The 26,392-nt window shown below is 65.6% G+C and carries 24 protein-coding genes; 14 read left to right on the top strand and 10 right to left on the bottom strand.

Translation table 11 applies throughout. The features are described from left to right. Together GM656_RS19635 and kdgK1 are read right to left on the bottom strand one after the other, a co-directional pair. The coding region (locus GM656_RS19635; RefSeq protein ID WP_162414969.1) for a pyruvate kinase at nucleotides 1–86 on the bottom strand (86 nt) is incomplete at its 3' end. Between the two features lie 97 nt (nucleotides 87–183). Further along, nucleotides 184–1,143 (bottom strand): bifunctional 2-dehydro-3-deoxygluconokinase/2-dehydro-3-deoxygalactonokinase, encoded by a 960-nt coding sequence (gene kdgK1 / locus GM656_RS17360; RefSeq protein WP_162414960.1) that lies wholly within the window; start codon nucleotides 1,141–1,143, stop codon nucleotides 184–186. 157 nt (nucleotides 1,144–1,300) lie between these two features. On the opposite strand from kdgK1, the gene GM656_RS17355 reads away from it, so the two are divergent. Both GM656_RS17355 and GM656_RS17350 read left to right on the top strand, forming a co-directional pair. Continuing rightward, nucleotides 1,301–2,683, top strand: coding sequence for an ABC transporter substrate-binding protein (locus GM656_RS17355; RefSeq protein ID WP_162414959.1), 1,383 nt, complete (start codon nucleotides 1,301–1,303; stop codon nucleotides 2,681–2,683). Beyond that, the gene (locus GM656_RS17350; protein WP_162414958.1) at nucleotides 2,680–4,599 is read left to right on the top strand and encodes a HAMP domain-containing protein; all 1,920 of its coding nucleotides are present in this window, start codon (nucleotides 2,680–2,682) and stop codon (nucleotides 4,597–4,599) included. Before GM656_RS17355 ends, GM656_RS17350 begins: the two co-directional genes overlap by 4 nt. Nucleotides 4,600–4,636: 37 nt before the next feature. Here the strand turns inward: GM656_RS17350 and GM656_RS17345 are convergent, their stop codons facing one another. The 3 genes from GM656_RS17345 to GM656_RS17335 all read right to left on the bottom strand — a co-directional run bounded on the left by GM656_RS17345 (nucleotide 4,637) and on the right by GM656_RS17335 (nucleotide 6,496). Next, nucleotides 4,637–5,038 carry a metal-dependent transcriptional regulator gene (locus GM656_RS17345; RefSeq protein ID WP_162414957.1) on the bottom strand — a complete coding sequence of 134 codons (402 nt, stop codon included), beginning with the start codon at nucleotides 5,036–5,038 and terminating at the stop codon, nucleotides 4,637–4,639. An 81-nt stretch (nucleotides 5,039–5,119) separates the two neighbouring features. Beyond that, nucleotides 5,120–5,266: a hypothetical protein gene (locus tag GM656_RS17340; RefSeq protein WP_162414956.1), complete on the bottom strand. Its 147-nt coding sequence runs from the start codon at nucleotides 5,264–5,266 to the stop codon at nucleotides 5,120–5,122. A 39-nt stretch (nucleotides 5,267–5,305) separates the two neighbouring features. Then, nucleotides 5,306–6,496, bottom strand: coding sequence for an ABC transporter substrate-binding protein (locus GM656_RS17335; RefSeq protein ID WP_162414955.1), 1,191 nt, complete (start codon nucleotides 6,494–6,496; stop codon nucleotides 5,306–5,308). Nucleotides 6,497–7,387: 891 nt separating this feature from the next. Between GM656_RS17335 and rhcC the strand changes: the two genes are divergently transcribed. Further along, a complete protein-coding gene (gene rhcC, locus GM656_RS17330) occupies nucleotides 7,388–8,257 on the top strand; it encodes an L-rhamnono-1,4-lactonase (RefSeq protein ID WP_162414954.1) in 870 nt (289 codons plus the stop codon). 6 nt (nucleotides 8,258–8,263) lie between these two features. On the opposite strand, the gene GM656_RS17325 is transcribed toward rhcC, so the two are convergent. Together GM656_RS17325 and GM656_RS17320 are read right to left on the bottom strand one after the other, a co-directional pair. Then, the gene (locus tag GM656_RS17325; protein ID WP_162414953.1) at nucleotides 8,264–10,444 is read right to left on the bottom strand and encodes an LUD domain-containing protein; all 2,181 of its coding nucleotides are present in this window, start codon (nucleotides 10,442–10,444) and stop codon (nucleotides 8,264–8,266) included. A gap of 2 nt (nucleotides 10,445–10,446) precedes the next feature. Further along, nucleotides 10,447–10,971: an LUD domain-containing protein gene (locus tag GM656_RS17320; protein WP_162414952.1), complete on the bottom strand. Its 525-nt coding sequence runs from the start codon at nucleotides 10,969–10,971 to the stop codon at nucleotides 10,447–10,449. A gap of 233 nt (nucleotides 10,972–11,204) precedes the next feature. On the opposite strand from GM656_RS17320, the gene GM656_RS17315 reads away from it, so the two are divergent. From GM656_RS17315 to GM656_RS17285, 7 genes are all read left to right on the top strand, one after another. Then, nucleotides 11,205–12,662: an ABC transporter substrate-binding protein gene (locus GM656_RS17315; RefSeq protein ID WP_162414951.1), complete on the top strand. Its 1,458-nt coding sequence runs from the start codon at nucleotides 11,205–11,207 to the stop codon at nucleotides 12,660–12,662. Nucleotides 12,663–12,712: 50 nt separating this feature from the next. Next, nucleotides 12,713–13,639 (top strand): carbohydrate ABC transporter permease, encoded by a 927-nt coding sequence (locus GM656_RS17310; RefSeq protein ID WP_162414950.1) that lies wholly within the window; start codon nucleotides 12,713–12,715, stop codon nucleotides 13,637–13,639. Beyond that, nucleotides 13,639–14,604, top strand: a complete 966-nt coding sequence (locus tag GM656_RS17305) for a carbohydrate ABC transporter permease (protein WP_162414949.1) — start codon at nucleotides 13,639–13,641, stop codon at nucleotides 14,602–14,604. Before GM656_RS17310 ends, GM656_RS17305 begins: the two co-directional genes overlap by 1 nt. A 60-nt stretch (nucleotides 14,605–14,664) precedes the next feature. Further along, complete coding sequence (locus GM656_RS17300) at nucleotides 14,665–15,828, top strand: ABC transporter ATP-binding protein (RefSeq protein WP_162414948.1); 1,164 nt, start codon at nucleotides 14,665–14,667, stop codon at nucleotides 15,826–15,828. A gap of 167 nt (nucleotides 15,829–15,995) precedes the next feature. Further along, nucleotides 15,996–17,030: a 2-keto-3-deoxy-L-rhamnonate dehydrogenase gene (rhcE, locus tag GM656_RS17295; RefSeq protein WP_162414947.1), complete on the top strand. Its 1,035-nt coding sequence runs from the start codon at nucleotides 15,996–15,998 to the stop codon at nucleotides 17,028–17,030. A 128-nt stretch (nucleotides 17,031–17,158) separates the two neighbouring features. Beyond that, a complete protein-coding gene (rhcD, locus tag GM656_RS17290) occupies nucleotides 17,159–18,364 on the top strand; it encodes an L-rhamnonate dehydratase (RefSeq protein ID WP_162414946.1) in 1,206 nt (401 codons plus the stop codon). Between the two features lie 3 nt (nucleotides 18,365–18,367). Beyond that, nucleotides 18,368–19,399 carry a TIGR03560 family F420-dependent LLM class oxidoreductase gene (locus GM656_RS17285; protein ID WP_162414945.1) on the top strand — a complete coding sequence of 344 codons (1,032 nt, stop codon included), beginning with the start codon at nucleotides 18,368–18,370 and terminating at the stop codon, nucleotides 19,397–19,399. A gap of 36 nt (nucleotides 19,400–19,435) precedes the next feature. Here the strand turns inward: GM656_RS17285 and GM656_RS17280 are convergent, their stop codons facing one another. Next, complete coding sequence (locus GM656_RS17280) at nucleotides 19,436–20,197, bottom strand: IclR family transcriptional regulator (RefSeq protein ID WP_162414944.1); 762 nt, start codon at nucleotides 20,195–20,197, stop codon at nucleotides 19,436–19,438. Nucleotides 20,198–20,541: 344 nt separating this feature from the next. Here GM656_RS17280 and GM656_RS17275 point away from each other — a divergent pair, with 344 nt between their 5' ends. Further along, entirely contained in the window at nucleotides 20,542–21,393 is an 852-nt protein-coding gene (locus GM656_RS17275) for a fumarylacetoacetate hydrolase family protein (protein ID WP_162414943.1), read from the top strand. A gap of 30 nt (nucleotides 21,394–21,423) precedes the next feature. Here GM656_RS17275 and GM656_RS17270 read toward each other — a convergent pair whose 3' ends face one another. Further along, nucleotides 21,424–22,749, bottom strand: a complete 1,326-nt coding sequence (locus GM656_RS17270; RefSeq protein ID WP_162414942.1) for a glycerate kinase type-2 family protein — start codon at nucleotides 22,747–22,749, stop codon at nucleotides 21,424–21,426. Nucleotides 22,750–22,857: 108 nt separating this feature from the next. Here GM656_RS17270 and GM656_RS17265 point away from each other — a divergent pair, with 108 nt between their 5' ends. Next, on the top strand, nucleotides 22,858–23,160 hold the full coding sequence (locus GM656_RS17265; RefSeq protein WP_162414941.1) for an L-rhamnose mutarotase: 303 nt from the start codon (nucleotides 22,858–22,860) through the stop codon (nucleotides 23,158–23,160). A gap of 341 nt (nucleotides 23,161–23,501) precedes the next feature. Here the strand turns inward: GM656_RS17265 and GM656_RS19560 are convergent, their stop codons facing one another. Beyond that, nucleotides 23,502–23,624, bottom strand: a complete 123-nt coding sequence (locus tag GM656_RS19560; protein ID WP_277815066.1) for a hypothetical protein — start codon at nucleotides 23,622–23,624, stop codon at nucleotides 23,502–23,504. A 1,269-nt stretch (nucleotides 23,625–24,893) separates the two neighbouring features. Here GM656_RS19560 and GM656_RS17260 point away from each other — a divergent pair. Together GM656_RS17260 and GM656_RS17255 are read left to right on the top strand one after the other, a co-directional pair. Continuing rightward, complete coding sequence (locus GM656_RS17260; protein ID WP_162414940.1) at nucleotides 24,894–25,316, top strand: DUF5805 domain-containing protein; 423 nt, start codon at nucleotides 24,894–24,896, stop codon at nucleotides 25,314–25,316. Continuing rightward, the gene (locus GM656_RS17255; RefSeq protein WP_162414939.1) at nucleotides 25,313–26,353 is read left to right on the top strand and encodes a tyrosine-type recombinase/integrase; all 1,041 of its coding nucleotides are present in this window, start codon (nucleotides 25,313–25,315) and stop codon (nucleotides 26,351–26,353) included. Before GM656_RS17260 ends, GM656_RS17255 begins: the two co-directional genes overlap by 4 nt. The last annotated feature ends 39 nt before the right edge of the window (nucleotides 26,354–26,392 follow it).

Raw genomic sequence — 26,392 nt, 5'->3', positions numbered from 1 at the left:
GACATCCCCGCTTTGGCCAGCGACGCGATGTCGTCGATCGAGTCCGACGCGGGCCCGAGCGTGCAGACGATCTTCGCGCTACGCATCCCGATCACCGCGGCGGGTCACGAATTTACATGAACCGTAGTTAATCATGGCGTATCCTTCCGAACGAGGGGATAAGAAGCTTGTTGGACGACTGTGCTACCGCGAAATGGCTTCCGTGTCGCCGCGGAGAATCGAACGGACCTCCTCGGGGGAGACGACGGCGATGTCGCCGGGGATCGACCGCTTGAGCGCGGCCGTCGCCGCGCCCCAGGTGAGCGCGTCAGCCACGGACTCGCCGGTGAGATACTGCGAGAGGAAACCGCCGACGAAGGAGTCGCCCGTCCCGACCGGATGCGCGTCGGTCGCCTCGAACGTCGGCTGTTCGACGACCTCGCCGTCGACGTGCGCGAGTGCACCCTCGCTCCCGCGGGTCACGACCGTCGCCTCGAAGCCGAACTCGTCGCTCAGGCCGGCCGCGATGGACGCGGCGTCGCCGCGCCGGTCCAGCACGACCTCGGCGTCGCGCTCGGCCACGACGAGCACGTCGACCGCGGGGAACAGCTCCGTCAGGACGGCGCGGGCCGCCGCCGGCTCCCAGAGCTTCGAGCGGTAGTTCAGGTCCATACACGTGGTCGTCCCCGCCTCCTGGGCGACCGACAGGAGGTCGGCCGTGGTGGATTCGAGCGTGTCCGACAGCGCGGGCGTGATGCCCGTCGTGTGAAAGCCCTCCGCGTCGGCGATGGCGTCGGTCGGGAGTTCGGCCGTCGCCGCCGTGGTGACGCTCGCGTTCCGCCGATCGTAGATCACGTCGTTGCCCCGCGGTCGTTCGCCCTGTTCGAGGTAGTAGGTCCCCTGTCGACTCGTCTCGGACTCGTCCCAGACAACGTCCACGGTCACGCCGTGTCGCCGCAGTTCGCTCGCGACCCGACGACCGACCGGCGAGTCGGGGAGCTTCGAGGTCCAGGTCGCGTCGAGGCCGAGTCGCTGAGCGGCGACCGCGACGTTCGATTCCGCACCCGCCGCGCGAACGTTGTACTGGTCGGCGGTCTCCAGTCGCTCCTCTCCGGGCGGTGAGAGCCTGAGCATCGTCTCTCCGAACGTGACCAGATCCGTCATATCTCTCACTGGTCACCGGGTTCGTATAAATCCCAGAGAAGTGCCGGTCGAAAATCGACGTCGTGACGATATAACAGAATGTCCAACCGACATATTTCAAGCTCATCGACACGATCCTCCAAAAGCTTTTATGCTATAAAAATTTACAGAAATTAGTATGGACACAAGGACGAATGGCGGGGGTGCGTCGCTCTCCCGACGGAACCTGCTCCGATCCGTCGGCGCGGCCGGCCTCGCCGGTCTCGCCGGATGTAGCAGTAGCGAAGGGATGACTGGGGGTGGTGACACGCCGGAACCGACACCGACGCCGGTCGGGAACTATCCGGTCTCTGGGGACGCGGTCACGTTCGGGTTCAACGTCGCGGAGTCAGGCCCGTACTCGACGTCCGGACAACAGGAGCGACGGGGACTCGAACTGGCGGTGAAACACATCAACGAGGGCGGTGGCTGGGTATCTGCAGACGCCTACGACTCGCCGTTGAACGGTGACGGACTGCTCGGGAAGGGCGTCGAGTACGTCGTCGAGGACACGCAGAGCAGTTCCGACGCCGCCCGGACCGGCGCGGAGAAACTGCTCAACAGCGACGAGGCGATCATGCTCGCCGGAGGGACGTCGAGCGGAACCGGCCACGTTCATCAGGAATTCGCGGCCGAACACGAGGTCGTCTACATGGGGACGATGGCCCACCAGGACGCCCTGACGGGCGCCGATTGCAACCGCTACTCGTTCCGGGAGCTGTTCAACACCTACATGTCGGCGCGGGCGCTCGCCCCGGTCCTGGTCGATGAGTACGGGGAGAACGTGGACTACGTCCAGTTCTTCTCGCAGAACGACTGGGGGACGGCGCTTCGTGACGAGATGGACGGCGTCCTCGAAGGGACCGGCTGGTCGCCGGTCTGGAACCGCGGTGCGCAGGTCGGGACGCGGGACTTCTCGCAGTACATCGACGACCTCGAACAGGTCGATCACGACGTGGTCATCCTCAGTCTGCGCGGCCTCGACGCGGCGAACGCGCTCAGGGAACTCCGCGGGGCGTTCCCGGAGACGGCGTTCGTCCTGCCGCTGTATTCGCTCGAAGTCGCCCAGACCGCCGGCGACGCGATCGACGGCGTCATCGGAACCGTCGCCTGGAGCGCGAGCATCGACACGCCGCTCTCGGCGGCGTTTCGTGAGGCGTTCCGCGACGAGTACGGCAGCACGACCGGCTCCTCGAAGTCGGCGGTCCCGTCCGGTCCCGCCCACGTCGCGTACACGCAGGTACTCCAGTACGCGAGCGCGGTCGAGCGCGCGGGGACGTTCAATCCCCACGACGTGATCTCTCAGCTCGAGGGTCACGAGTACGACGCCGGACTCGGCACGCAGACCCTCCGGGCCTGTGATCACCAGGCGATGCGCCCCGTCCCGGTCGTCAAGGGCCGCCCGGAGGTCCAGCAGTCCTACGGAGTGTACTACAGCCCGCTCGGCGACCCGAAAGACGTTCGGTACGCGTGCGACAGCGGTCCGGCAGCCAACTGCGATCTCGGAGGTTCGAACCAATGAGTCAGGAAGACACACAGTCGACAGACGGTAACGGAACCGATGCGGAATCGTCCGGTGGCATCCTCGGCGTGATCGTCCCAAACTTCATCCGACGGAACTTCGCTCTGAAGTTCGGGATCGTGCTCATCGTCATGGCGCTCTCGGTGGGGCTCGTCGGTCTCGGAGCCACGGAACAGGTCCGGTACTACACGGAACAGCAGGTGCTCAACGACTACGAGAGCGCCGCGGCACAGGAGTCCGACATCATCGGACAGTGGGTGAACAAGAACAAGCTCGCCACGAAGTTCGTCTCTTCGAGCGACGTCTGGGCCGGGAACGACACGGACGAGATCGGCATCGAACTCAGTAATCGGAAGGCGTCACTGGCCGCCGACGCCTCCGACGTGCACCTCGTCGAGCGGCGACTGACGCAGTCCGAGATGGTCGCGTCTACGTCTAACTCGGACGTGCTACTGAACTCCCCGCTGTCCAACCGCAACCGTGGCTGGGTCAACAACGCCTCCTTCGAGACGGCCGGCGACGTGGTCGTCTCGGACGTGTACCAGACGAACTCCGGGCCGGTCATCGGCTTCATCAGTCCCGTCGACGCTTCGCAGAACCGGTACATCCTCATCGAGTACTCGCTCGGTGAAATCGCCGACTCCCTGCAGGGCAACGACCGGGCGGAGGGCGGCTTCACGCAGGTCGTCAACACTGGCGGGGTGGTCATGATCGACGAGCCGCGAACGAGCGACCAGCGCCTCGGTGACGGTATCCTCCAGGAATACAGTTCGAGCGCTCGCGCCAGCGAGCCCATCGGTATGGCCAACGACCTCCGATCGAGTGATCAGGCGTCCGGGGTCGTCGCCAGCATGCCCTCCTACGACGTGCTCGACGAGCGCTACACCGTCGGGTACGCCCCGGTTCAGGGGACCGACTGGGTCGTCCTCGTCCACGCGCCGAATTCGGCCGTGTACGGGTTCGTCCAGGACGTCCAGCGGTACGGTCTCATCGGCACCGCGTTGATGGTGCTGCTCATCGGTGGCGTCGGCGCAATCCTCGGATACAACACCGCTACGTCCATCGACCGACTGACCCGCAAGACCGACCAGATGCGACAGGGCGACCTCGACGTGGAGATCAGCACCGGCCGCATCGACAACATCGGTCGCCTGTACGACGGGTTCGCCGACATGCGCGACGCCCTCAAGACCCAGATCGACGAGGCCGAGCGCGCTCGCAAAGAGGCCGAGGTCTCCCGAGCCGAGGCGATGGAGGTCAACAACTACCTCCAGGGCAAGGCCGACGAGTTCTCCGACGTGATGGAGGAGGCGGCGGCCGGGAACCTCACCGAACGGATGGAAACGGACGGGGAGAACGAGTCGATGGACCGCATCGCGAGCGAATTCAACGGCATGATCGGCGAACTCGAGAAGACGATCGGCCAGCTCAACAGCTTCGCAGACGAAGTCGCAGAGTCCGGTGACATCGTGCTCCAGAGCGCGGAATCGGTCCGCGACGCCTCAGAGCAGGTCGCCGAGTCCACGCAGAAGATCTCCGACGACGCCTACGACCAAAAGGACCGCCTGTCCGAGATCTCGCGCGACCTCGACGCCCTCGTCGAGACGCTCGAAGACCTCGAGGCGAACAACCCGCAGGTCGACCTGGGTGACTCGCTCGATCAGTTCCGCGCCGTGGCGACCACGCTCCAGTCGGCAGCCGACACGAGCGACCAGATGATGTCGGAGACGGAGACGGTCGCGGGTGCGGCCGAAGAACAGGCCGCCGAGCTCAACGAAGTGTCCTCGCGCGCAGAGCAACTCAAGCGGTACGCGAAGCCGCTGGGCGACATCCTGAACCGCTTCGAGACGGAGGCGGAACACGAGTTCGTCTTCTCTGGCGGGCCGTCACAGAGCCTGGCAGAGGAAGACGAGTAAGCGCCGTCGCGGACGCCGTTTTTTCCTACCGCTGTCGTCACCCGTCGGACGGAGACGCCGGTTCGTTTTCCCGCGCGGCCCCGGCGTCGCCGAGGAGCGACGAGGCGAGTCGATCGGCGACGGTCGGGCTGACGGTCCCCGTGAGCTGTCGGGCCTCAGCCTCGCAGTCGTCCAGATCCAGCACGTCACGGAAGAACCGGAGGAGGATCTGGTAGGTCTCGTTCAGATCGGCGGCCGTCGCGCGCCCCTCGTCGGTGAGCGTCGCACCCTGATACGGTTCGTAGGTGACCAGGCCGCGGGACTCCAGTCGCTGGAGCATCTCCGTCGCCGCCGCGGGCGAGCGATCCAGCGCGTCGGCGATGTGACCCGGCGAAACCGGCGGCTCCGCTTCCTTTTCGGCCCGGTAGATCACCAGGAGGTACTGGGGCTCACCGATCATGGCTCCGAGGCGGTGTCGGGTCAGTTCGGCGTCCGTTCTCGGTGACTCGCAGAGCGCTCCCTCCGCCGGTAGCAGCACGGGTCACGTGTTCCGAGAGCGGCCCTCAGCGTCTGGCTCCGCGTCGCTTTCGGGCCCGTCACCGGAGTCGTGAGCGTCGGCGTCGCCGAAGAGCGCGAGGTACAGCCACGCCCACGTCTGCGTGCGCTGCCGTCGGGGGGATTGCTGCATGGCTCGGTCACCTCCCCCGGCCGCGGGCGAACGCACGGTTCATCGGTCGAACCTCCCGGTGACGATGTCGGCGATCCGCTGGCGGTCGAACAGTTCTTCGCCACCGAACTCGTCGGGATAGAGCCCGCGGGCCGCCCGTTCGAGCTGGAAGAGGTGAATGATCGGGCCCTGGTAGGTCAGCCCACCGTAGAAGACGCGGTCGTTCTGGACGGCGGTGAGCGCGCTCGCGACTTCGTGGTCCTCCATGTGTGTCGCGACGTTCTCGGTGAAGTACGCCTCGGAGATCTCCCCCTGGATACGGACCGCGATGGCGTCGGGATCGATCTCGAGGAGGGTCTCGTAATCGATCGTTCCGCCGCCGGCCTGGGCGTCCGTGACGCCGTGTTCGGCGAGCGCGTCGTTCACTCCGAGATCTCTCCACTGCTTCGACTGCGTTCCGTCGCCGACCAGATACGGGTAGAACGACTCCGGCGGCATCTCGGCCGGGTAGAGAAGCGCGAGGTCGGGCGTCGTCGACGGCAGCCGGGAGCGGATGGACGAGACGACCTCGTCGTGATGAGACTTGAACGCCTCGTATCGGGCCCGTTCGTCGAACACCGCGGCGAGCTTCTCGAAGGCCTCGTACAGCGAGTAGTACGTGTAATCGTGCCAGTCGTATGCGCGAGAGAAGATCGTGTTCCCGAAGAACGGGGCGACGGTGGACTCGACCTCGGCCACGTCGTCCCGGTCCCAGCCGAGTCGGTTGACCACGAAGTTCGGATCGACGACGTGGAGGCCGGCGTCGAGTTCGTAGAAGACCTCCTTCCCGGTCCCGTCCTGCCAGAGCTGGGTGAGGTCGTCCGACTCGACGGCGACCCCGGAGAGGTCGTCGTAGTAGTGCGTCCCGAACCGTTCACGGACGCCGATAGCCGAAAGCCCCTCCGCCTGCCCCAGTGCGACGCCCATGTCTGCGTAGTCGGCCGTGTACGAGAACCACGACTCCGGGGGGCCGTCGAACTCCACCTTCCCGACCGGTTCCATCGTCACCGAGTACGAGCCGTCTGTCGCGGCCGTCTCGCTCGGCGTCCCGGACGCGGGCGTCGAGCGACCCGTCGCCGACTCCGAGGCGGTCCCGTCGGTATCGCCGGCTCCGGAACACCCCGCCAGCAGGCCGCCACCGACGACTGCACCGCCGCATCCGAGATACTCCCGCCGCGTCAGCCGCTCGCCGCGTGCTGAGTCATCGTCCATGTAGATTAGGGCAGCCTAAACAATAATAACAGCTTCGGATTTTTGGCAGTCCTAAAACACCGTGCGAGCCCGCCTCCATGGCTCGAAGTCGCGACGGTAGCCGCCCAAGAGGGGGTCTGAACCCTATTCGTGACGGATATGGGTACAGATATCACCATCAGTCACCTATTGACTCGCTACAAATCCATTCTGGACCGATATCTGCATAACTAACTCACAGATATGGGATTTTCGATCTGGTATTCTCATATACTTATGTATATCCGAAGATATTGGATGGGCGGGAGATAAAAGGTAAGATAGTAACTCGATATCGAGTTTCTTTAGTGTCGGTTACCGTGGCTATCGCCCTCGAAGTGAGATCGGTGATGGCACCCCCCGTCCCGATGCGGAGGCAGATCGACAGGACCGACGCGAACCCGGCCGGACGCACCGAACTCGGTTCGTGTCCGATAATATCGTATACTTCGGCGACTTCCGTACCGGTGTCGACGCTCGACAACCCGCACGCGGTCCGTCTCGATGTGGCCTTACAGGCGCGATACGATTGGAATAACAACTGTACAAATATTATCTCTGGCAGTACGGCCGAGTGCAAGTGAGTGTTTCCCCGTCTATCCGGCGATGTCGGACGCCAGTCTCGCTAGCACGTGTCGTTTATTCGTTGGCGCACGTGCTTCGGGCCCCTCCCGTTACAGTTACTCCCAAAACAGGGCGTGGATTGCCGATTTCCCCCTCGTCAGCGGCTCACGGGCACGGATCACTGTCGGTAGCCACAGATCCGGTCCGACGATACCGGATCGGTTGCCCTGCGTGATCCGGGCCGATACCGACAGTCCGTGTCGCCGCGTGCGGGGAAGATTTAGTAGCGACCCGGGAGTCGACACTGACATGCTCGACACGCACACGCACGCGTGGGCGGCCCCGACCGACGACCACCCGTGGGTCAACGGCCCGCTCGTGGACCTCGTCGACTCGTTCTCCGTCCACACCGTCTACACCGCCGAGCGACTCCTCGCCGACATGGACCGTAACGGGATCGACGAGGCCGTCGTCGTCGGCTACCCGATCTGCGACTGGACGGACAACTGGTACACCCGTGAGGTGGCCGAGTCGTACGACCGACTCCACGGAATCGTGATGCTCGACCCGTTCGCCGACGACGCCGCGACACGGCTCCGACGCTGCATGGACACCGACGGCGTCCTCGGCTTTCGCCTGGGGGCCGCCTGCCCGTACGACCGGATGTGGGAGACCTTCGACCCGAGCGTCACGTGGCTCCGGGACGCCATCGAGGAGACCGATTTCTGGGAGGTCGCGGTCGAGACGGACGCCGCCGTCCAGATCCTCTGTGACCACGGCCAGCTCGACCAGGCGCTCGACCTCGTCGAGACGTACCCCGAACTCGACTACCTGTTCGACCACTTCGCGCACGCGGGGCCGACGACGCCGACCGATCAAGGCTCGTTCGCCCGGTTCGCCGACCTCGCCGACTACGGCGGCGTCGCGGTGAAGGTCTCGGAAGTCCCCCACGTGTCCGAGTCGGCGTTCCCGTACGCGGACATGCACGACCACGTGCGGTGGTTCCTCGACACCTTCGGCCGGGAGCGCGTCGTCTGGGGCTCTGACTACCCGAACGTCAGCGACGTGGCCAGCTACGCCGAAGCGTGCAACTGGCTGCGGCAAGTCGACGGCGTGACCGCGGAAGACAGGGAATGGATCACGGAGCGGGCGTTCCGGCGGCACGTGGGACTCGACTGAGGGGGGTCACTCGACCAGCAGTTCGACCGGGTGGCGAGGCTGTCGCTCCAGCAGGGCGTCGATCTGTTCGAGACAGGACGTGCCGCTGGCGACGACGGGACGGTCGCGCACGCCGTCGGCCTCGAACTGGTCGCGGAGCCGCCCGCCCACGTCCATGCTGAGTTCGTAGTAGTCGCGCTTGTAGCCGAAGCTCCCGGCCATCCCGCAGCACTCCACGTCGGAGGTGACCACGTCGAAGCCGCGATCTTCGAGGACGGCGACGGTGTGGGCCTCGAGTCCGAGCGTGCGCTGCTGACAGTGGCTGTGGTAGGCGACGCCGGCCCCATCGCTCGACGCGAGCGCGTCGGCGTCGGCCCCGTTCTCCAGTAGACCGTAGACGTACTCCAGCACCTCGTAGCTGTTCTCCGCGAGCGTCTCGAAGGTATCCTCGGCGACGAGGCGGTCGTACTCTCGTGTGAACATCGCGAGGTCGCTGGGCTCGACGACGACCACGTCGTAGCCGTCGGCGACGTAGGGCGCGAGCGCCTCGGTGACGCGCTCAGCGTGGTCCGTGGCCGTGGCGACCATCCCCTGCGAGAGCGGCGCGCGGCCGCTCGACGGGACCTCGGGCACGACGACCTCGACGCCCAGCGCTTCGAGGGCCTCGACGGCCGCCTTCCCGCGCTCGACCTGGACGTGGTTCGTGTAGAGGTCCGGATAGAGGACGGCCCGTCGCTCGGGGGTTTCGACCGTCGAGTCCCGGTCAGCGAACCAGTCGACGAGCGTCTCGCGCTCGAACTCTGGGAGGGCTCGCCGGCGGTCGATGCCGAGGGCGCGCGACATGAGCCACCGGGACGGCCCCGTACCGGCCAGCCAGTTCGAGAGCGGGGCGGTCGCGCTCCCGAGTTTCGCGACCGTCTCGAAGTTGCCGAAGAAGCGCTTCTGGAGCGGCGCGCCCTCGTCCTCGGCGTCCGGCGTCAGCCCGTCGACGAGCCACTCGGCCGGCCGCTCGCCCTCGCGGTTGATGCGGTCGCGGACGACGGTGTTGATCCACGGGATGTCGATTTCGACCGGGCAGGCGTTCACACAGCGGGTACAGCCGGTACAGAGGTCGTTGAACTCCGCGGCCGTGTCGAGGCCCTCGATGCCGGCCTCCCAGCCGGTGGCGATGCCGCCGGAGTACGTCTCGCCGCCGAAGGCGTGGCCGCCGACGTGCTGGAAGTTCGCACACGAGTTCGAACAGGCGGAACAGCGGATGCAGTACAGCGTCTCCCGGAGCTGGTCGTCTTCGCGCATCGCCAGCCGACCGTTGTCGATGAGGACGAGATGGAAGTCGCGGTCCGCGTCGAACGCCGAGAGCGGCGTCTCGTCGTCGTCGAAGTCGACGACCGGCGTCTCGACCGGGGGCGTCAGCAGCGAGACGTAGGAGGTGATGTCCTGGCCGGTCCCCGAGCGCCCGATGAGTTCGACGAACGGCGCGAGCTCCTCGACGCTCGGGACCACCTTCTCGACGCCGGCGACGGTGATCTGCGTGTCCGTCGCCGCGACGGTCTTTCTGGCGTTGCCCTCGCTCGTCACGAGCGCCATCGTCCCGGTGTCGGCGGTCAGGAAGTTCGCGCCGGTCAGTCCCACCTCGGCGTCGACGATCTGCTCGCCCAGTTTCTCGCGGGCGAAGTACGTGAGTTCCTCGGCGGTCTCCAGCGGCTCGTCGGGGTCGAAGCGCTCGTTGAACAGGTCGGCGATGGCCTCGCGAGACTTGTGAATCGCCGGCGCGACGATGTGGGAGGGCGCTTCGTCGGCGACCTGCAGGACCCACTCGCCGAGGTCCGTCTCGACAACGTCGACGCCGTCCGATTCGAGCGCCTCGTTGACCTCGATCTCCTCGCTCGTCATCGACTTGCTCTTGACCACGCGGTCGGCGTCGCGGTCCGCGACGACCTCGCGGACGTACGCGTTCGCGTCGGCCGCGTCGTCCGCAATGTACACCGTTCCGCCGTTCTCCTCGACGGCGACCTCCAGTTCGTCGATGAGTTCCGGGAGCCGCTCGATGGCGTCCTCCTTGATGGCCCGGGCCTCCGATTTGAGCGCCTCGTAGTCCTCCAGGTCGGCGACCGACTCGTACCGGCCGTCGTTGAACGCCCGCGTGTTCTCGGCGACCGCCGCGCCCTCCGTTCGCATCAGCTCGCGGATCTCGTCGGCTTTCGCCATCGTCAGTCGTCCTCCGTCAGCACGAGCACCTCGACCGTTCGTGGCCCGTGTGCGCCCTTCACCAGCGCGCCCATGTCGGCCGTCGCGCTGGGACCGGTGGCAAGAATCGCGCTCCCGCGCGTCTCGGCGAACTCCTCGCCGAGCGTCTCGATTCCGGTCCGCATCTCGTCGACGAGGTCGCGTTCCCGGACGACGGCGACGTGGTGCTCGACGAACAGGCTCACAAGCTCGCTCGCGCGGTCGGTCAGCGACAGGGCGAGCGTGCCGTAGTCCCCGATTCCGAGTCGCGCCCCCGTGACGCCCGTCGTCGCCTCGCGGAGCGCGACCGGGGTCGGGTCCACGGTGACCGGCGTCCCGTCGAGCGACAGCGCCGGCTCGTCGAACGTCTCCCCGAGGGGGACGCCGACGGCCGGCGGTTCGACTGCCTCCTCGACCTGATTCGTGAACTCCTCTCGCTTGATCCGCGTCGCCGGCACGTCCAGTTCGCCGAGTGACCGCTCGAACGACGAGAATGTGGCTCCTGACATCAGTACTCGAAGGCAGGCGCTACTCCGTCATTTAATTTGGGTCCGAGATCGAGTCGCTGCTCTCGACGGGGACGGACCCGGAAACGCGCGATACTGTACGACCCGCCAGTTTCGCTCGCACGCGAACGCGGAAATGAACCATTGGGGCGACCCGTGTCCAGTAATGTGAAATGAGGGTGTAAAATACCGGTAAATTTATTATATATACGCCGCGTCGTTTGAAACAGCGTCTCATGACACACGATAGTACGTCGTCCGGACTCGACAGGCGTCGCTTTCTGACTGGAGTCGGTACTGCGGCCGCCCTGGGACTCGCCGGGTGCAGCGGTGGTGACGGCGGAGACGGCGGTGGTGACGGTGGCGATGGTGGCGGTGGCAACGGCGGCAACGGCGGCGGCTCGCAGAACCTCGACTTCTGGCTGTTCGGCGGCATTCCCGCCGAACGGGAGTACATCAGCGGGCACTACTCCGAATACGGCGAGCACAACGTCAGTTACCAGCACCAGGAGTGGGGCCAGAAGTACCAGATCATCGCCTCGGCGGCCGCGAACAACAACCTCCCCGACGTGATGGCCGGACAGTGCCAGCAGATCCCCGACTACGCCGGGGCCGGCGCGATTCAGCCCCTCGACCAGAGCCAGTTCGCGGACCGCCTGGAGGAGATCAACAGCCACTTCATCGACGCCAACATCCAGACTCAGCTATACTCTGGGCTCGGCGACACCGACGGCGAGCACCAGTGGGGACTCCCGGGCGGCTACGCCGACCTCGGGCCGTTCATCGACATCCGGACGGACTACCTCGAACAGACCAGCTTCGACGCGCCGCCGCGGTCCTGGCCCGAGCTCATCCAACTGGGCGAGGAGATGCAGGAGATCGACGAGGTCTCGGCGGCCATCACGGCTCCCGGAACCGACTTCGGCCTGACGACGGGCTACTTCATCGGATTCGTCTACGCGAACGGGGGCCGGTACTTCGACCCCGAGTCGATGGAGGCGACGGTCGACCAGCCCGGCTTCGTCGACGCCGTCAAGCTGTACCAGGACATCGCGGAGGCGGGGCTGTTCCCGGACTCCATGGCCGAGAACAACCACATCGCTGCGGGTCGGCTCCTCCGCGAGGGCGAGTCGGGTATCTTCATCACGTACTCCCACGCGAACGCGGTGTACCAGACCACGGGCGCGCCCCAGCCGTGGCTCGACGGCGAGGGCCACACCGTCACGCGCGCGCCGCTCCCGGAGAACCCGTCCGGGAGCTTCGAGCCCCGGGACCTCCTGCTCCAGAACGCGCAGGGCTTCATGATGGGCAACGGCACGGCGAACGACGCCGAACGATCCGCCGCCTTCGATTACATCGAGTGGTGGAACCAGCCCGACCAGCTCGCCCCGTGGACGTACGCCTCGGAGGCCGACGTGGGCATCCGCGGCCGCGTCCCGACGCTCCAGAGCGCCTTCGAGGAGCCGACCGACCTCTTCCAGAGCCAGTTCGGCGACCTCGTCACGCTGTACGAGAACGACGACCTCTTCACCCGCACCTCGCGGTTCCCGTCGTTCGCCGGGCTCGCCTCCATCCAGAGCACGATCAACACCGAAGTCATCCAGCCGGTCGTGCTGGGCAACGCGACCGCCGAGGAGGCCTGCGCCAGCGCGAACTCCGCCGTCCAGGAAGCCATCGACGAGAACCTCGCCTGAGGCCCGCCGACCGTTTTATGTGAACACACCGCAATGAATCCTATCACACTATGAGTTACGTAGACAACGCACAGGCGTCGTACGAACACGCGATCGAGCGGGTTCCCGAAGGGGTCCGGGTGTACCTCCCGATACTCCCGGTGATGTCGCTCGTCGGCGTGTTCATCCTCTATCCCATCGCGCAGGCGATCTACTCCAGTTTCTTCGACAAGGACCTCCTCTCGCCGGCGGAGGCGGAGTTCGTCGGCCTCGCGAACTACGCCGAGATCTGGACGAGCGAGACCATCCACCAAGTGCTCTGGAACACGTTCGTCTGGGTGGCCGTCGGGAGCATCGCGGCCATCGTGCTCGGCTTCCTCATGGGGTGGCTCCTCTACGAGAAGCTCCCGTTCACGAGCGTGGCCAGCGCCATCGTCCTCATCCCGTGGGTCCTCCCGCGGGTCGTCGGGGCGTCCATCTGGCAGTTCATGTTCGGCGGCTCACAGGGCATCATCAACGAACTGCTGGTGCAACTGGGCGTCATCGACGAGTACATCGTCATGCTCGGGTCGACCGACCTCTCGCTGTGGCCGCCCATCGTCGGGATGATCTGGCGGCTCGCGCCCCTGTTCGCGCTCCTGACGCTGACATCGCTGCAGGGCATCGACGAGCACCTCTACGAGGCCGCGCGGATGGACGGCGCGACCCCGTGGGAGCAGTTCCGGTACATCACGCTCCCGATGATGCGGTACAACCTCGCCATCGGCTTCCTCCTGATGCTCATCTACAACATCAGGAACTTCTCGATGGTGTGGGTGATGACGAAGGGCGGTCCCGGCGTCTCCAGCAGCACGCTCCCGGTGATGATCTACCGGACGGCGTTCGTCGACTTCAACGTCGGCCTCGCGTCGGCGCTGTCGATGCTGCTGTTCGTCGTCCTGCTCGTGTTCTCCTACTACTACATCCAGGTGTACGACAAAGTGCAAGGTGAGTTCTAATGGCGACAGACACCCAAGACCCGAAATCGGAGTTCCGCAAGAACCAGTCGTGGCTGTACGACACGCAGTCGGGGACGTACGTCCGCAAGTCGCTCATCGGCCTGCTGACGCTCGTCGTCTTCACGTACGTCCTGTTCCCGCTGTACTGGATGGTCGTGACGGCGTTCAAGACGACGGCCGAGATCCAGCAGATCCCGCCGACGGTCTTCCCGGAAGACCCCTCGCTGCAGGGGTTCCGGATGGTCGTCATGTCGTCGCTCCAGACGAGCGGCTACGACGCGTTCTTCGAGCAGTCGTTCGGCTGGGAGATCTCCTCGGCCATCGACATCGACATCCTGACGCTCATCCTCAACAGCCTGAAGGTCGCGGTCGGAGCCGGACTCATCGCGCTCGTCCTCGGGACGGGGGCGGCGTACGTCCTCTCCCAGCGGGAGTTCCGCGGGAAGAACGCCATCATGAGCCTCCTGCTCGCGTCGCTGATGTTCCCCGGGACGGCCATCATGGTCCCCGAGTGGGAACTCATCTCGACGCTGGGGCTGTTCAACACCCACCTCGCGCTGATCCTCATCTACGGCGCGATGACCTCGCCGTTCGTGGTCTGGCTCATGAAGGGCTTCTTCGACGACTTCCCCGACTCCATCGTCGAGGCCTCGCGCATCGACCAGTGTACGCCCTTCGAGACGTTCTGGTACGTGCTGGTGCCGATGGCGCGGAACTCGCTCATCGCGTCGTTCATCTTCGCGTTCCTGCTGGCGTGGAACGAACTCGTCTTCGCGCTGACGCTGCTCGACAACTCGAAGTTCACCGTTCCCCCCGGACTTCTGACCTTCGTGCAGGGGTTCAACACGCAGTGGAACGTCGTCGCGGCGGCGTCGATCATCATCTCGCTGCCGGTCCTGGCCGGACTGGCGTACATCCAGCAGTACTTCGTGCAGGGCCTCACCGGCGGCGCCGTCAAGGGATAGTCGCCCCGTAGCGCCGTCAGGACGGCACTTTTATTATGCGGTGGACGGTAACACTGGACAATGACACACCTAGAAGTCGACGGTGTCACGAAGGTATTCGGTGACCCCGAGAAAGACGGCGTGGTCGCCGTGAACGACCTCTCGATCGACGTGCCCGACGGGGACTTCCTGGTCCTGCTCGGCCCGAGCGGCTGTGGGAAGACGACGACGCTCCGCATGATCGGCGGGCTCGAAGACCCCACCGAGGGCGAGATTCGCTTCGACGGGACCGTCGTCAACGACATCAAGGCGCGCAACCGCGACGTGGCGATGGTGTTCCAGGACTTCGCCCTCTATCCGCACATGACCGTCCGGGAGAACCTCGGCTTCGGGCTCCGACGCGAGGACAACGACATGACCGACGGGGAGATCGACCAGCGCGTCACCGAGGTCGCGGAGATGCTCGAAATCGAGGAGCTCCTGAACAACAAGCCCGCACAGCTCTCGGGCGGCCAGCAACAGCGGGTCGCGCTCGGTCGCGCCATCATCCGCGAGCCGCGACTGTTCCTGTTCGACGAGCCGCTGGCGAACTTGGACGCCCAGCTACGGAAGACGATGCGGACCGAGATCGACGAACTGCAGTCCCAGGTCGGCATCACCTCGGCGTACGTGACCCACAACCAGGAGGAGGCGATGACCATCGCCGACACCATTGCCATCCTCAACGACGGCAAACTCCAGCAACTGGGCACGCCGGACCAGGTGTTCAACGAGCCCGCGAACCTCTTCGTCGCGCAGTTCGTCGGCAGCCCCGACATGAACCTCTACTCGGGGCGCGTCACGGACAGCGGCGACGACTACGCCATCGAGACGGACGACACGAGCTTCGAGATTCCGAAGGCGCTCGTCGAGACCGAGATCGACACGTCCGACGTGCTCGTCGGGTTCCGGCCACAGGACCTCTACCAGCGGGCGGCGCGGCTGACGGAGGGCCCGGACGTGGACGCCGAGGTCCGCGTCGTCGAGCCCGTCGGGACGGAGGCGATCGTCCACGCAGAGAGCGAGAGCGGCGACATCACCGCCAAGATCGGCGGCTTCCACGACCTGGCGGCCGGCGACTCGCTGACGTTCACCATCGCGCCGGAGCACGTCTACCTGTTCGACGCCGAGACGGAGGAACTCATCAAGGGCCGGCTCATGGCGGAACGCGCCGAGGACGCACCGACAAACGGCGTCGAGGTCTGAGTTCGGATCTCCCGCGGAGGATCGTACTGCTACCGCACGCTGTGGGCGTTGCCTCGGGTCCGGAAGCGCCGTCTGAACGCCCGCGAGCGAGCCGGACACCCAAAATTATTAACCGGTGTACGCGAATGGTTCGAGTGAGACAGCCAGTCACCAGTCTCCGACTACCAATGAAAGCAATCGTTCAGACGGGCCCCCGCGCCGTGGAGACACAGGAGCGGGAGGTCCCCACGCCAGACGCAGACGAATTGCTCGTGAAAGTCCACACGGCCGGGCTCTGCGGGAGCGACGCCCACGCCTACAAGTACGACGGCGGCTACGAGTGGATCCCGATTCCGCGGATCATGGGCCACGAGTACTCGGCCGAGGTCGTCGAGGTCGGGTCCGACGTGGAGGGCTTCGCGGAAGGCGACAAGGTCGTCGAGGAGCCGATCCACGACTGCGGTCACTGCTTCCAGTGCAAGAACGGCCAGCCGAACGTCTGCCAGAACTTCTCGATCACGGGGATGCACCGCGACGGCGCGTACGCTGAGTACGTGACCGTCGCGCCGGAGCACGTCCACGCCGTCCCCGACGAGGTCCCGCTGCGCCACGCGGCCATCACCGAGCCGACGAGCATCGCCACGCGGGCCGTCCTCGACCGGTCGAACGCGACGCCGGGCGACACCGTCCTCGTCGAGGGGCCGGGCCCTATCGGCGTCCTCGTCGCCGCCGTCGCGGACTCGCTTGGCGCGAACGTCCTCGTCTCGGGCCTCGACCAGGACGCCGCGTACCGCCTGCCGCTGCTCGACGACCTCGGCATCGAGACGGTCAACGTCCAGTCGGGCGACGGCCTCGAGGCCGCGACGGAGTCGTTCACCGACGGCATCGGCTTCGACGTGGCCATCGACTCGACGGGCCACCACACCGGCGTCGGCACGGCCGCGGAGCACGTCCGCAAGGGCGGACAGGTCGTCGTCGTCGGCATCCCGAACCAGCCCAGCGAGGTCACGCTGACGCCGGTCGTGCGCGGCGAGATCGAGATCAACACCTCCTACGGCTCGACGTGGACGAACTTCGAGCAGGCGCTCCGGCTGATGGAGCGCGGCGCGATCGCGGTCGACGAGATCTTGGACACGTCCTACTCGGTCGACGACCCGTCGGCCGCCTTCGAGGCGTTCCTGGGCTCAGAGACCTGCAAACCGGTGTTCCAGTTCGGCGACTGAGCCTGCCACCGACGCGCGCGACCGCGGTCGGATACTGGCGAGACTCGAATACAGGACAGAGACGGCCTCACGCGGTGACAGAAAACGTTTTACTACTGCCGGAACACGTCTACGTACGCGATCGACCTATGGAGATCACAGACATTTCAGCGACGAAAGTCAGCAACGAGTCGTGGGGCGAGTTCATCGAGTTCCCCCTCGTGACGATCATGTCGAAGTACGACGAGTACCGCAACGTCGACGGCGAGAACCCGCAGGCCCGCCGGAAGTGGATGGGGCCGGTCGGCGACGTGGTCGTCGAGGTCGAGACCGACGCGGGCATCACCGGCGTCGGCGTCGGCAACTGGGGCACGGGCGCCATCGCCACCGTCGTCGAGGAGACGCTCTCGAAGATCGTGCACGGCGAGGACCCGATGCGACGCGAGCACCTCTGGGAACAGATGTACCGCGCGACGCTCCCGTTCGGCCGGAAGGGCGTCGCCGTCATGGCGATCAGCGCCGTCGATCAGGCGCTGTGGGACATCGCCGGCAAGGAGGCCGGCAAGCCGGTGTACGAACTGCTCGGCGGCCCCACGAAGGGCGAGATCCCGGCCTACGCGTCGAACCTCCACCCCGTCGACATGGAGAAACTGGAGCGCGAGGCCCTCGAGTACGCCGAGGCGGGCTTCGACGCGATGAAACTGCGCTTCCTCCACGGGCCCGAGGACGGGCGCTCGGGGATGGAGAAAAACGAGGAGATCGTCAGGACAGTCCGGGAGGCCGTCGGCCACGAGATCGACATCGCGGGCGACGCCTACATGGGCTGGTCGGTGAAGTACGCCAAGGAGATGACCCAGCGCCTCGCGAAGTACGACATGGCGTGGGTCGAGGAGCCGGTCATCGCCGACGACATCAGGGGCTACGCCGAGGTCCGGGAGGCCGCGCCGATGCCGATCTCCGGCGGCGAACACGAGTTCACGCGCTGGGGCCACGAGGAACTGCTCGAACGCGAAGCCGTCGACATCCTCCAGCCCGACGTGGGCCGCGTCGGCGGGATCACGGAGCTCCAGAAGGTCGCGGACATGGCGGAGGTCCACGACGTACCGGTGATCCCTCACGCCGGAACGAACCCCACATTGCACGCGATCGCGGGGCACACGAACATGCCGATGGCCGAGTACTTCCCGACCCCCGAGTGGTTCCAGGAACAGCAAGAGGAAAAGGAGTCGACCTACGCCGACGCCATCTTCCAGAACCCGCCGTCGCCGGAGAACGGCTCGATACCGCTGCCCGACGAGCCCGGTGTCAGCACGGAACTGAACCGCGAGGCGCTCGACCACTTCGCCGTGGAGTGACCGATGACGGACATCAGCTTCGAGTACAACGTGCCGGTGTTCGCGGGCGCGCCGGAGGAAACGGGTGGCGAACCGGTCCACCGGGACACGCCCGAGTACGAGGCGCTCGACTGGGAGACGACGCGGATGGGTATCGAGAAAGCGGAGGAGTTGGGCTTCGACGCCGCGTGGGCCCCGGACCATCTGATGCTCGGCCGCGACCACGCGGAGTACGAGTGCTGGACGCTCCTCTCGGCGATGGCCGGGTTCACGGAGGACATCAACCTCGGCTCGCTCGTCCTCTGTAACGACTACCGCAACCCCGCGCTGGTCGCGAAGATGGCTGCGACGCTCGACGTGATCTCCGACGGACGACTCGAACTCGGCCTCGGCGCGGGCTGGCACGAACCGGAGTACGACGCCTACGGCTGGGAGTACCGCGACGGCTTCGAGCGGCTGATGCGCCTCGACGAGTCCATCCGCCTGATAAAGCGCATGTGGGACGCCGGCAGCGAGGGCGCGAGCTTCGACGGCGACCACTACCAGATCGAGGACGCCTCCTGCGCACCGACGCCCGTACAGGACCCCCACCCGCCGATACTCGTCGGCGGCCAGGGCGAGCAGGTCACGCTCAAGCTCGTCGCGAAGCACGCTGACGTGTGGAACACGGACGTGTTCAACGGCGACGTGGACACGCTGGAACACAAGATCGGCGTCATCGAGGACCACTGCGAGACGGTCGGCCGCGACCCCGACGACATCGAGTACTCGTGGGACGGGCACGTCATCTGCACGCGCGACGAACAGAAGTTCGACCGGCTCGTCGACCTGATGACGCCCATTCAGTTCGAGGAGGAGTACCAGGACCAGGCGGACATCGAGACGGCCGAAGACGCCCGCGAGTACTTCATCATGGGGACGCCCGAGGAGTGCGCCGCGGCCATCGAAGACCGGATCGAGGCGGGCGTCACGAAGTTCCAGTGCTGGTTCGTCGACTTCCCCGACACCGGCGGGATGGAGCTGTTCGCCGACGAGGTCATGCCGGAGTTCCGGTAGCGGGGACGCCGTTTCCTCGGCGGCCCGCCGTCGCCCCTAGGAGTACGTCATGTTGACCTCGATGACGTTGGCGCTTCGGAGAACGAGTTCGGGAATCTCCTCGGTGTAGCGGTCGCCGGCCATCCGACTCCGCGGCCCGGAGACGCTCACCGCGGCGATGGCCTCCTGGTCGTCGCTGAGGATCGGCGCGGCCACACAGCGCATTCCCTGGACCCGTTCCTCGTCGTCGAGGGCGTATCCGCGCTCTCGAATCGTCTCCAGTTCGTCGAGCAGTTCGTCCCGGTCGGTGACGGTGTTCGCCGTGATCTCCGGGAGGCCGTGTTCGTCGAGTATCGCCTCGACCTCCTCGCGCGGCCGGTAGGCGAGGATCGTCTTGCCGAGCGCCGTCGTCTGTAACAGCACGCGCATCCCGGCGTGGGTATCGAGATTGACCGCGTCCTCGCCGCGGGCCTTGTAGAGGAACACGCCGAGGCCGTGCTCCTCGATGAGGAGGTTCGCGTGCTCGCCGGTCTCCTCGGCCAGCGAGTCGACCTCGGGGCGGGCGATGCCGTACACCTTCTTGCGCGACCGGGCCTGCTCCCCCAGTTCGAGAAAGCGCGCGCCGACGCGGTACTCCCCGTCTTCCTTGACGAGGTAGCCTTGCTGTTCCAGCGTTCGGAGGTGGTCGTGGATGGTGCTCGTCGGCATCTCCAGCGCGGTCGCGAGTTCGGAGACCCCGGCTCCCTCGCGCTCGCGCAACGCCTCGATGACGTCGAAGGAGACTTTCGCGGCCTTGATCGGCACGGTGCGTTCGTCCATGGAACGATATCGGACGCGTGCCCATATATTATTTCCGCCATTGCCGGATTCTATCTCGATCAGTGCGTCGACAGACGGCTCACAGCGCGAATCTGCGGCCACTGTCCACTATCGATCCTGTACAAACAGTCGTACAAGTGGTTCTCGAAGAGTGACGCGCTCCCGACCGGTTCGCTCTCGGGAACGGGACGGAGTCGATCCGAGCATGTCGGAACGCGGGGTCGGACCGCCGCTGGACTGCGTGCCGCGTCAGCACGGAGTGGGGACGACGGTCTGTCGCGACTGGGACCGATCGCCGGTCTCCATCTCAAGCTTTAAGTTCCGATGGCGTGGTTAGCCTAGCGATGCAATTCGTTCGGTACACCGACGGAACAGGCCCTTCGTGGGGCGTGAAGGAAACGGATACGATCCACGCGCTGTCGGACCTCCCGCAGGGCGAACCCGCCCTCGCCGACATCGGCGACGCGAGCTACCGGTCGGAAGTCGCGCGACTCGTCGAGCACGACGCGCTGACGCAGGTCGACGCGGACGAGGTATCGCTGCTGGCTCCGGTCCCGCGACCCGGAAAGATCGTCTGCTGCGGACTCAACTACCGGGACCACGCCGAGGAACAGGACGAGGAAATCCCCGAGCGGCCGATGCTGTTCGGCAAGGCCGCGACGGCCGTCACCAATCCCGGCGACCCCATCGTCCACCCGGATCCCGACGGCGAGGAACAGGTCGACTACGAGGTGGAACTCGGCGTCGTCATCGGCGAGCGTGCCAAGGGCGTCTCCGAGTCCGACGCGTACGACCACGTCGCCGGCTACACGGTCGTCAACGACGTGAGCGGCCGGACCGCCCAGCAGTCCGACGGGCAGTTCTTCCGGGGCAAGAGCTACGACACGTTCGCGCCGATGGGGCCGACGCTCGTCGCCGACGAGGCGTTCGACCCCAACAACGTCGACGTCGCACTGCGCGTCGACGGCGAGACGAAACAGGAATCGAACACGGAGCAGTTCATCTTCGACGTGGGCGAACTGGTCTCCTACATCAGCCAGTCGATGACGCTCCGGCCCGGCGACGTCATCTCCACCGGGACGCCCGGCGGCGTCGGCATCTTCCGCGACCCCGTCGACGTGCTGGAGCCCGGCCAGACGACGGAGGCGGAGATCGAGGGCATCGGCACGCTCACGAACCACGTCGTCGGGAACTGAGGCGGCGTCTTCGTTTTCACCAGCCGGGTGCTACGCCGGGACGACGATGACGACCACGTCGTTGACGTTCGTCCCGGTCGGCCCGGTCTCGATCGTCGCGCCGATCTCCGAGAGATACGACCCCGCATCGTTGGCCAGCAGCGCCTCGCGGGCCCGTTCGCGGTCCGCTATCGCGTCCGCGTCGGCGATTGCGCCTGCCACGTCGGAGCTCCCGTCCTCGCCGTCGGTGTCGACCGCGGCGACGATCGCGTCACCGTCGTGGTCCAGCGCGCCCGAGAGGACGAGCTCCTGATTCGGGCCGCCCTGTCCGCCGTCACCGGTGATGGTAACGGTGGTCTCGCCGCCCGCGAGCAGGACCGCCGGCGGTTCGACCGGCGACCCCGTCACCGTCGCCTCCTCGGCGACTGCGACCAGCGGTTTTGCGACTTCGCGCGCCTCGCCGCGCAGGCGAGACGTGAGGACGAGGGGGTCGTGGTCGGCCGCGCGCGCCACGTCCGCGGCGGCGTCAAGCGCGGTGCCGTTGTCGCCGACGAGGTGGTTCTGGACGCGGTCGAAGACCGGATCGTCGGGGAACGGCGTCTCCGCGACCTGGCCGTCACGTCCCGCTTCGAGGTGCTCGCGGACGGCCTCCGGCGGCGAGACGCCGTGACGGTCGAACACCGCGAGCGCGTCCGCGTACGTCGTCTCGTCCGGGACCGAGGGGCCGCTTCCGATAGTCGAGAAGTCGTCACCCACCACGTCGCTGACGAGAAGCCCGACGACGGTCGCGGGGGCCGCCCGCCGCGCGAGTTGCCCGCCCTTCAGCTCCGAGAGGTGTTTGCGGACGGCGTTGATCTCCTCGATCGGAACGCCGCCGCCGAGCAGGCGGTCGGTCGTCGCCTGCAGGTCGTCGATGGTCAGGTCGCCCGTCGGCGCCGACAGGAGCGCGCTGGCCCCGCCAGTCAGGACGAACAGGACGAGCGTGTCGTCGTCGGCCTCGTCGACGAGTTCGAGCAGTTCGGCCGTGGCCTGGACGTTCCGCTCGGACGGCAGCGGGTGATCGCCGACCGACCACTCGACGGCCGACACGTCGACGGGCTGTTTGACGACGAGTCGCCCGCCCGAGAGGCGATCACCGAGAATCGTTTCGAGCGCGCGGGTCACACCGCCGCCGGCCTTTCCGCCGCCGACGATGACGACCTCGTCGTACTCGCCGAGGTCGTAGCTCGTCGGTCCGACCGTGAGCGTCTCGCCGTCGAGGGCGACTGCTGATTCCGTCGCGGTCTCCGGCGCGGCCGCCGCGATGGCCGCCTCGATGCAGTCGAGGGCCACCCGGTGAGAATCGTCCGTCTCGAGTGCGTCGCGATTGCGGATCATACGCGTGCTTCCGCGCCGGTCGGTAAAAATCTGCCTTCGCTCCGGCGCCTCGACGGGGCTGGGAACGCCCCGCCCAACCTATTTGTCGCCGGCAAGCGAACCGCCGGTATGGCGCGAATAGCGTTCCACCTGGAGATCGCGGACGGGAAGCGAGACGCGTACCGAGCGAAACACGAGAACGTCCCCGACGCCCTCGAAGCGGCGTACCTCGAATCGGACGCCGGGCTGGAGACCTACAGCGTCTTCGAGAAGGACGGCCACGTCTTCGGGTTCATGGAGGTCGAGGACCCCGACGTGATTCAGGAGGTCATGGAAGGGAGCGAGGCACAGGCCGAGTGGGCCGAGGAGATGGCCGGAATCACGCTCGAATCGGACGACAGCTGGATGGACGAAGTGTATCGGATGGTGTGATACACGAGATTCGTGGTCCCGGGAATCCTCACCACTGACCGATCCGAGCGTTTCAGCAACCGGAAGCGGTGACAGGAAATGCCCGCCAGAGGCGGAGACAGCCGCAGAAACCGGTCGTCCGGTTCGACTCGCTCGCTCCAAAAACGACCGTACAGACCGCCGGAGCTACTCCCGGCATTAGATATAGCGAAATGCAGTTTATTAGTTCGCTACCAGACAAGCATCGTTACCAAACATCGTATCCCTTGGTAACAAATAGCCTAGAGACGATCCATTGAGACGCACTGAGACGTGCGGTCGCGGCCTCGGTGCCACCAACCGGCTTCGGTCCCGCCCGGCGACTACGACTCGAAGGTATAAGAGACGAGGAACTTGACGAGGTAGAAACCGCCGATGAGACCGACGACTATCACCACCAAGACGATCGCGATCATGAACAGTTGCACCAGCGCTTCGTTAGCCATCGACACCACCTCCGATCGCGTTTCGCTGGCCCGGTGTTCGAGTCGCCATAGCGGTGGTACGGACCCCGGACGGTAATGTGATTCGTCTCGGACGCGTCGGAATCGGATAGAGGCGCAACAGAGCGCCACCCGTGACGGTGACGATAGTACTGTAACAGAGCTCGGTTCGAAAGCTATCGTAACCATGGAAATTCACTGCACACCCGATCGCACTCTCGTCGTGCGTCGGTGTGTGCCTCGTTTCAATTCCTCCCATAGAAGCCCGCAGTTTCGTCTTTGGTTCGCGGGCCATCGACTCGCTCGCCGGGACGAAGGAAGATCGGACCTTCGGCTCTCCACGATTCGCTATCGTTCTAAAGAGCGCAATCCTCGCGTTAGTAGCGGGCCTCCACAAGCCCGTAAACGGGCACTGCAGGCCTGTGAGCAGACGATGACCAGCCCCGGCCTTCTGACACCCCGACTGATGAAACCCGGCCGAGCGCGAAGTGCTCGCGGATAGTCGGCCGCTGCCTGTCCGGGGACTACCGGACCTATCGACTGTGTCTGTTCGCGTTCCCTCGATAAAAGACGATCCACGTGACAGACCCCGAATTGTGACGGACGGGTAAAGCCGAACTGGGACTCGGTTTTCTAAGCCCAAGGTCGACGACCAAAGTGGAACGATTCGCCGATTTCCGGCTTCACTGCGTTGTCGATCCCGCCTGGACGGGTGTGGTGGCGGCCTACGCAGGCTGAGTGAGTTCACCCCCTCGACGGTGCCACCAGACGAGTCGACGACGGCTCGCGTGGGCGTATTCTGCGTGGCCGCAATCGCCGGCACCTATTGGGTACCGTCGGTGGTATACCGAGAAGTGGCCGGGACCGCGCCTTGGCCCCCATCACGGGCAGTGTGGATATTAGCCCCGACAGTGACTGCGGACCTCCCCACGTCGACACTCGCCGAACCGACACCTCCCGCGGGGAACCCGGTAGCGCGCTGCAGTCCTTGGCCGAGTCCGCTCAAACCGTGACCGAACTGAAACGCCGGGGACGGCGGCCGATGTCTCTGGGCCCGCCGCCACCAATCGTTTCGCCGACCTGACGGGAGCGATTCTGCTGTTGCTCGATAGGGATTATATTTGTGAACGTGGCCACTATAGTTGAGTCATTGACACTTATGGATCCGAGATGATGCATATCGGGGCGAAATAGGGTGCTACACACCCAAATAAGTGTGTTTATCAGTGACTGTAGGACTACATTGAAGTACACGGCGTTCGAGGGGAGACTATGAGCGCTGAGAGCGACGCGACGGAGCGAACGACGGTTCGGACCTACGTTCCCGCCTACCAGAAAGCGGAGTGGGCGGAACACGCCGACGAACTCGACATGAGTCAGAGCGAGTTCGTCCGAACGATGGTACAGGCGGGCCGGAGCGGCTTCGAGACCGCGGAATCCGAGTCATCGGTGGCAACCGACGATAACGGGACGGGCGAGGAAGCCGGTTCCGCGGACGAAACCCCCGGGGTCGACGGCCTGAAAGACCGGGTGCAGGACATTCTCGCGGACGGAGATTACTACGACTGGGACGACCTTGTGGCCGAGCTGACCGACGACATCGAGGAGCGACTCGACGAGACGTTGCAGGAACTTCAGTCGGACGACCGTGTGCGATACAGCGGACGCCACGGCGGGTACGTGCTGGACGAATGAGTTCCGACGCCGCCGCGCCGAGCGCCGGAGAGGACCCGATCGGGTACTTCCTCGACGACATCACGTACCACGGCAAGAGTGACCGCACGCGCGAGTCATACGAACGAGTCCTCCGAGACTTCGAGTCGTTTCTTGCCGAGGGTGGTCGACCGATTCCGGTCGCCGACGCCTCACACAGGGACTGTATGGCCTACGTGCACGGTCTGCGGGGCGATACAGAGCCGAGTACCGTGGCCACGTACGCGTCGTACCTGCACCGCTTTTTCGCCTACATGAATCAGGTCGGCACGTTCGAGTCCAACCCGATGACGCTCGTCATGGAAGAGATGGACGAATCCATCAACACGGACCCGACCCGTCGAGAGCTCGATCTCGCGGCGATGCGGACGTTCGTCGCCCGCATCACACATCCGCTCGAACGAGCGCTCGTCGTGACCCTGTTGAAAACGGGAATGCGAGCGGGCGAACTGTGTAACCTCGATCTTCGGGACCTCAACCTCGCGACGCCCGGCCCGCGTCCCGACGTGCCGGTCCGTGCGGGACTCGATGGCCGGCCGGATTCGCTGTTCGTAGACGCGATGCCGGCCCGCGGTGCGGTCGTCAACGGAGAAGAACGGACCGCTTCCAACAAACGAAAACGGAAGACGACGATTCCCGTAGACGACGAACTGGCCGGCGTGTTGCGACGCTGGCTGGCGATTCGGCCGGACACTCGCTCCGACGCCGAACCGCTGTTCGTCTCGACGCGGGATAGCTGGGGACAGCGCGTCACGCCGGACATGGTCCACCACATCGTGGAGTCACACGCCCGGGAGATGGGGTGGTACACGGACGGCGGCGGCGCGGAGGAGAACGTGACGCCCCACTACTTCCGGCACTTCTTCACCACGCATCTCCGGGACCGAACCGGGGATCGCGGCGTCGTCAAGTACCTCCGGGGCGATGTCGCCCAGGACGTCATCGATACCTACACGCACGAGTGGGGCTCACGGGTTCGAGACGTGTACGACGCCGAAATTTACACGTTGCTGCCGTAGTTCAAGAGTTTTGAAGGACTAATTCCACGAATATTGTGA

It is taken from the genome of Haloarcula salina, from assembly GCF_010119195.1.
Classification (GTDB): domain Archaea; phylum Halobacteriota; class Halobacteria; order Halobacteriales; family Haloarculaceae; genus Haloarcula; species Haloarcula salina.
Note: the sequence above shows the minus strand (reverse complement) of the source record. Positions and strands in the feature narration are given on the sequence as shown.

Coding starts and splice junctions, on each gene's coding strand:
- kdgK1 (WP_162414960.1), bottom strand. CDS start 1,143: ATGACGGATCTGGTCACGTTCGGAGAGACGATGCTCAGGCTCTCACCG.
- GM656_RS17355 (WP_162414959.1), top strand. CDS start 1,301: ATGGACACAAGGACGAATGGCGGGGGTGCGTCGCTCTCCCGACGGAAC.
- GM656_RS17350 (WP_162414958.1), top strand. CDS start 2,680: ATGAGTCAGGAAGACACACAGTCGACAGACGGTAACGGAACCGATGCG.
- GM656_RS17345 (WP_162414957.1), bottom strand. CDS start 5,038: ATGATCGGTGAGCCCCAGTACCTCCTGGTGATCTACCGGGCCGAAAAG.
- GM656_RS17340 (WP_162414956.1), bottom strand. CDS start 5,266: ATGCAGCAATCCCCCCGACGGCAGCGCACGCAGACGTGGGCGTGGCTG.
- GM656_RS17335 (WP_162414955.1), bottom strand. CDS start 6,496: ATGGACGATGACTCAGCACGCGGCGAGCGGCTGACGCGGCGGGAGTAT.
- rhcC (WP_162414954.1), top strand. CDS start 7,388: ATGCTCGACACGCACACGCACGCGTGGGCGGCCCCGACCGACGACCAC.
- GM656_RS17325 (WP_162414953.1), bottom strand. CDS start 10,444: ATGGCGAAAGCCGACGAGATCCGCGAGCTGATGCGAACGGAGGGCGCG.
- GM656_RS17320 (WP_162414952.1), bottom strand. CDS start 10,971: ATGTCAGGAGCCACATTCTCGTCGTTCGAGCGGTCACTCGGCGAACTG.
- GM656_RS17315 (WP_162414951.1), top strand. CDS start 11,205: ATGACACACGATAGTACGTCGTCCGGACTCGACAGGCGTCGCTTTCTG.
- GM656_RS17310 (WP_162414950.1), top strand. CDS start 12,713: ATGAGTTACGTAGACAACGCACAGGCGTCGTACGAACACGCGATCGAG.
- GM656_RS17305 (WP_162414949.1), top strand. CDS start 13,639: ATGGCGACAGACACCCAAGACCCGAAATCGGAGTTCCGCAAGAACCAG.
- GM656_RS17300 (WP_162414948.1), top strand. CDS start 14,665: ATGACACACCTAGAAGTCGACGGTGTCACGAAGGTATTCGGTGACCCC.
- rhcE (WP_162414947.1), top strand. CDS start 15,996: ATGAAAGCAATCGTTCAGACGGGCCCCCGCGCCGTGGAGACACAGGAG.
- rhcD (WP_162414946.1), top strand. CDS start 17,159: ATGGAGATCACAGACATTTCAGCGACGAAAGTCAGCAACGAGTCGTGG.
- GM656_RS17285 (WP_162414945.1), top strand. CDS start 18,368: ATGACGGACATCAGCTTCGAGTACAACGTGCCGGTGTTCGCGGGCGCG.
- GM656_RS17280 (WP_162414944.1), bottom strand. CDS start 20,197: ATGGACGAACGCACCGTGCCGATCAAGGCCGCGAAAGTCTCCTTCGAC.
- GM656_RS17275 (WP_162414943.1), top strand. CDS start 20,542: ATGCAATTCGTTCGGTACACCGACGGAACAGGCCCTTCGTGGGGCGTG.
- GM656_RS17270 (WP_162414942.1), bottom strand. CDS start 22,749: ATGATCCGCAATCGCGACGCACTCGAGACGGACGATTCTCACCGGGTG.
- GM656_RS17265 (WP_162414941.1), top strand. CDS start 22,858: ATGGCGCGAATAGCGTTCCACCTGGAGATCGCGGACGGGAAGCGAGAC.
- GM656_RS19560 (WP_277815066.1), bottom strand. CDS start 23,624: ATGGCTAACGAAGCGCTGGTGCAACTGTTCATGATCGCGATCGTCTTG.
- GM656_RS17260 (WP_162414940.1), top strand. CDS start 24,894: ATGAGCGCTGAGAGCGACGCGACGGAGCGAACGACGGTTCGGACCTAC.
- GM656_RS17255 (WP_162414939.1), top strand. CDS start 25,313: ATGAGTTCCGACGCCGCCGCGCCGAGCGCCGGAGAGGACCCGATCGGG.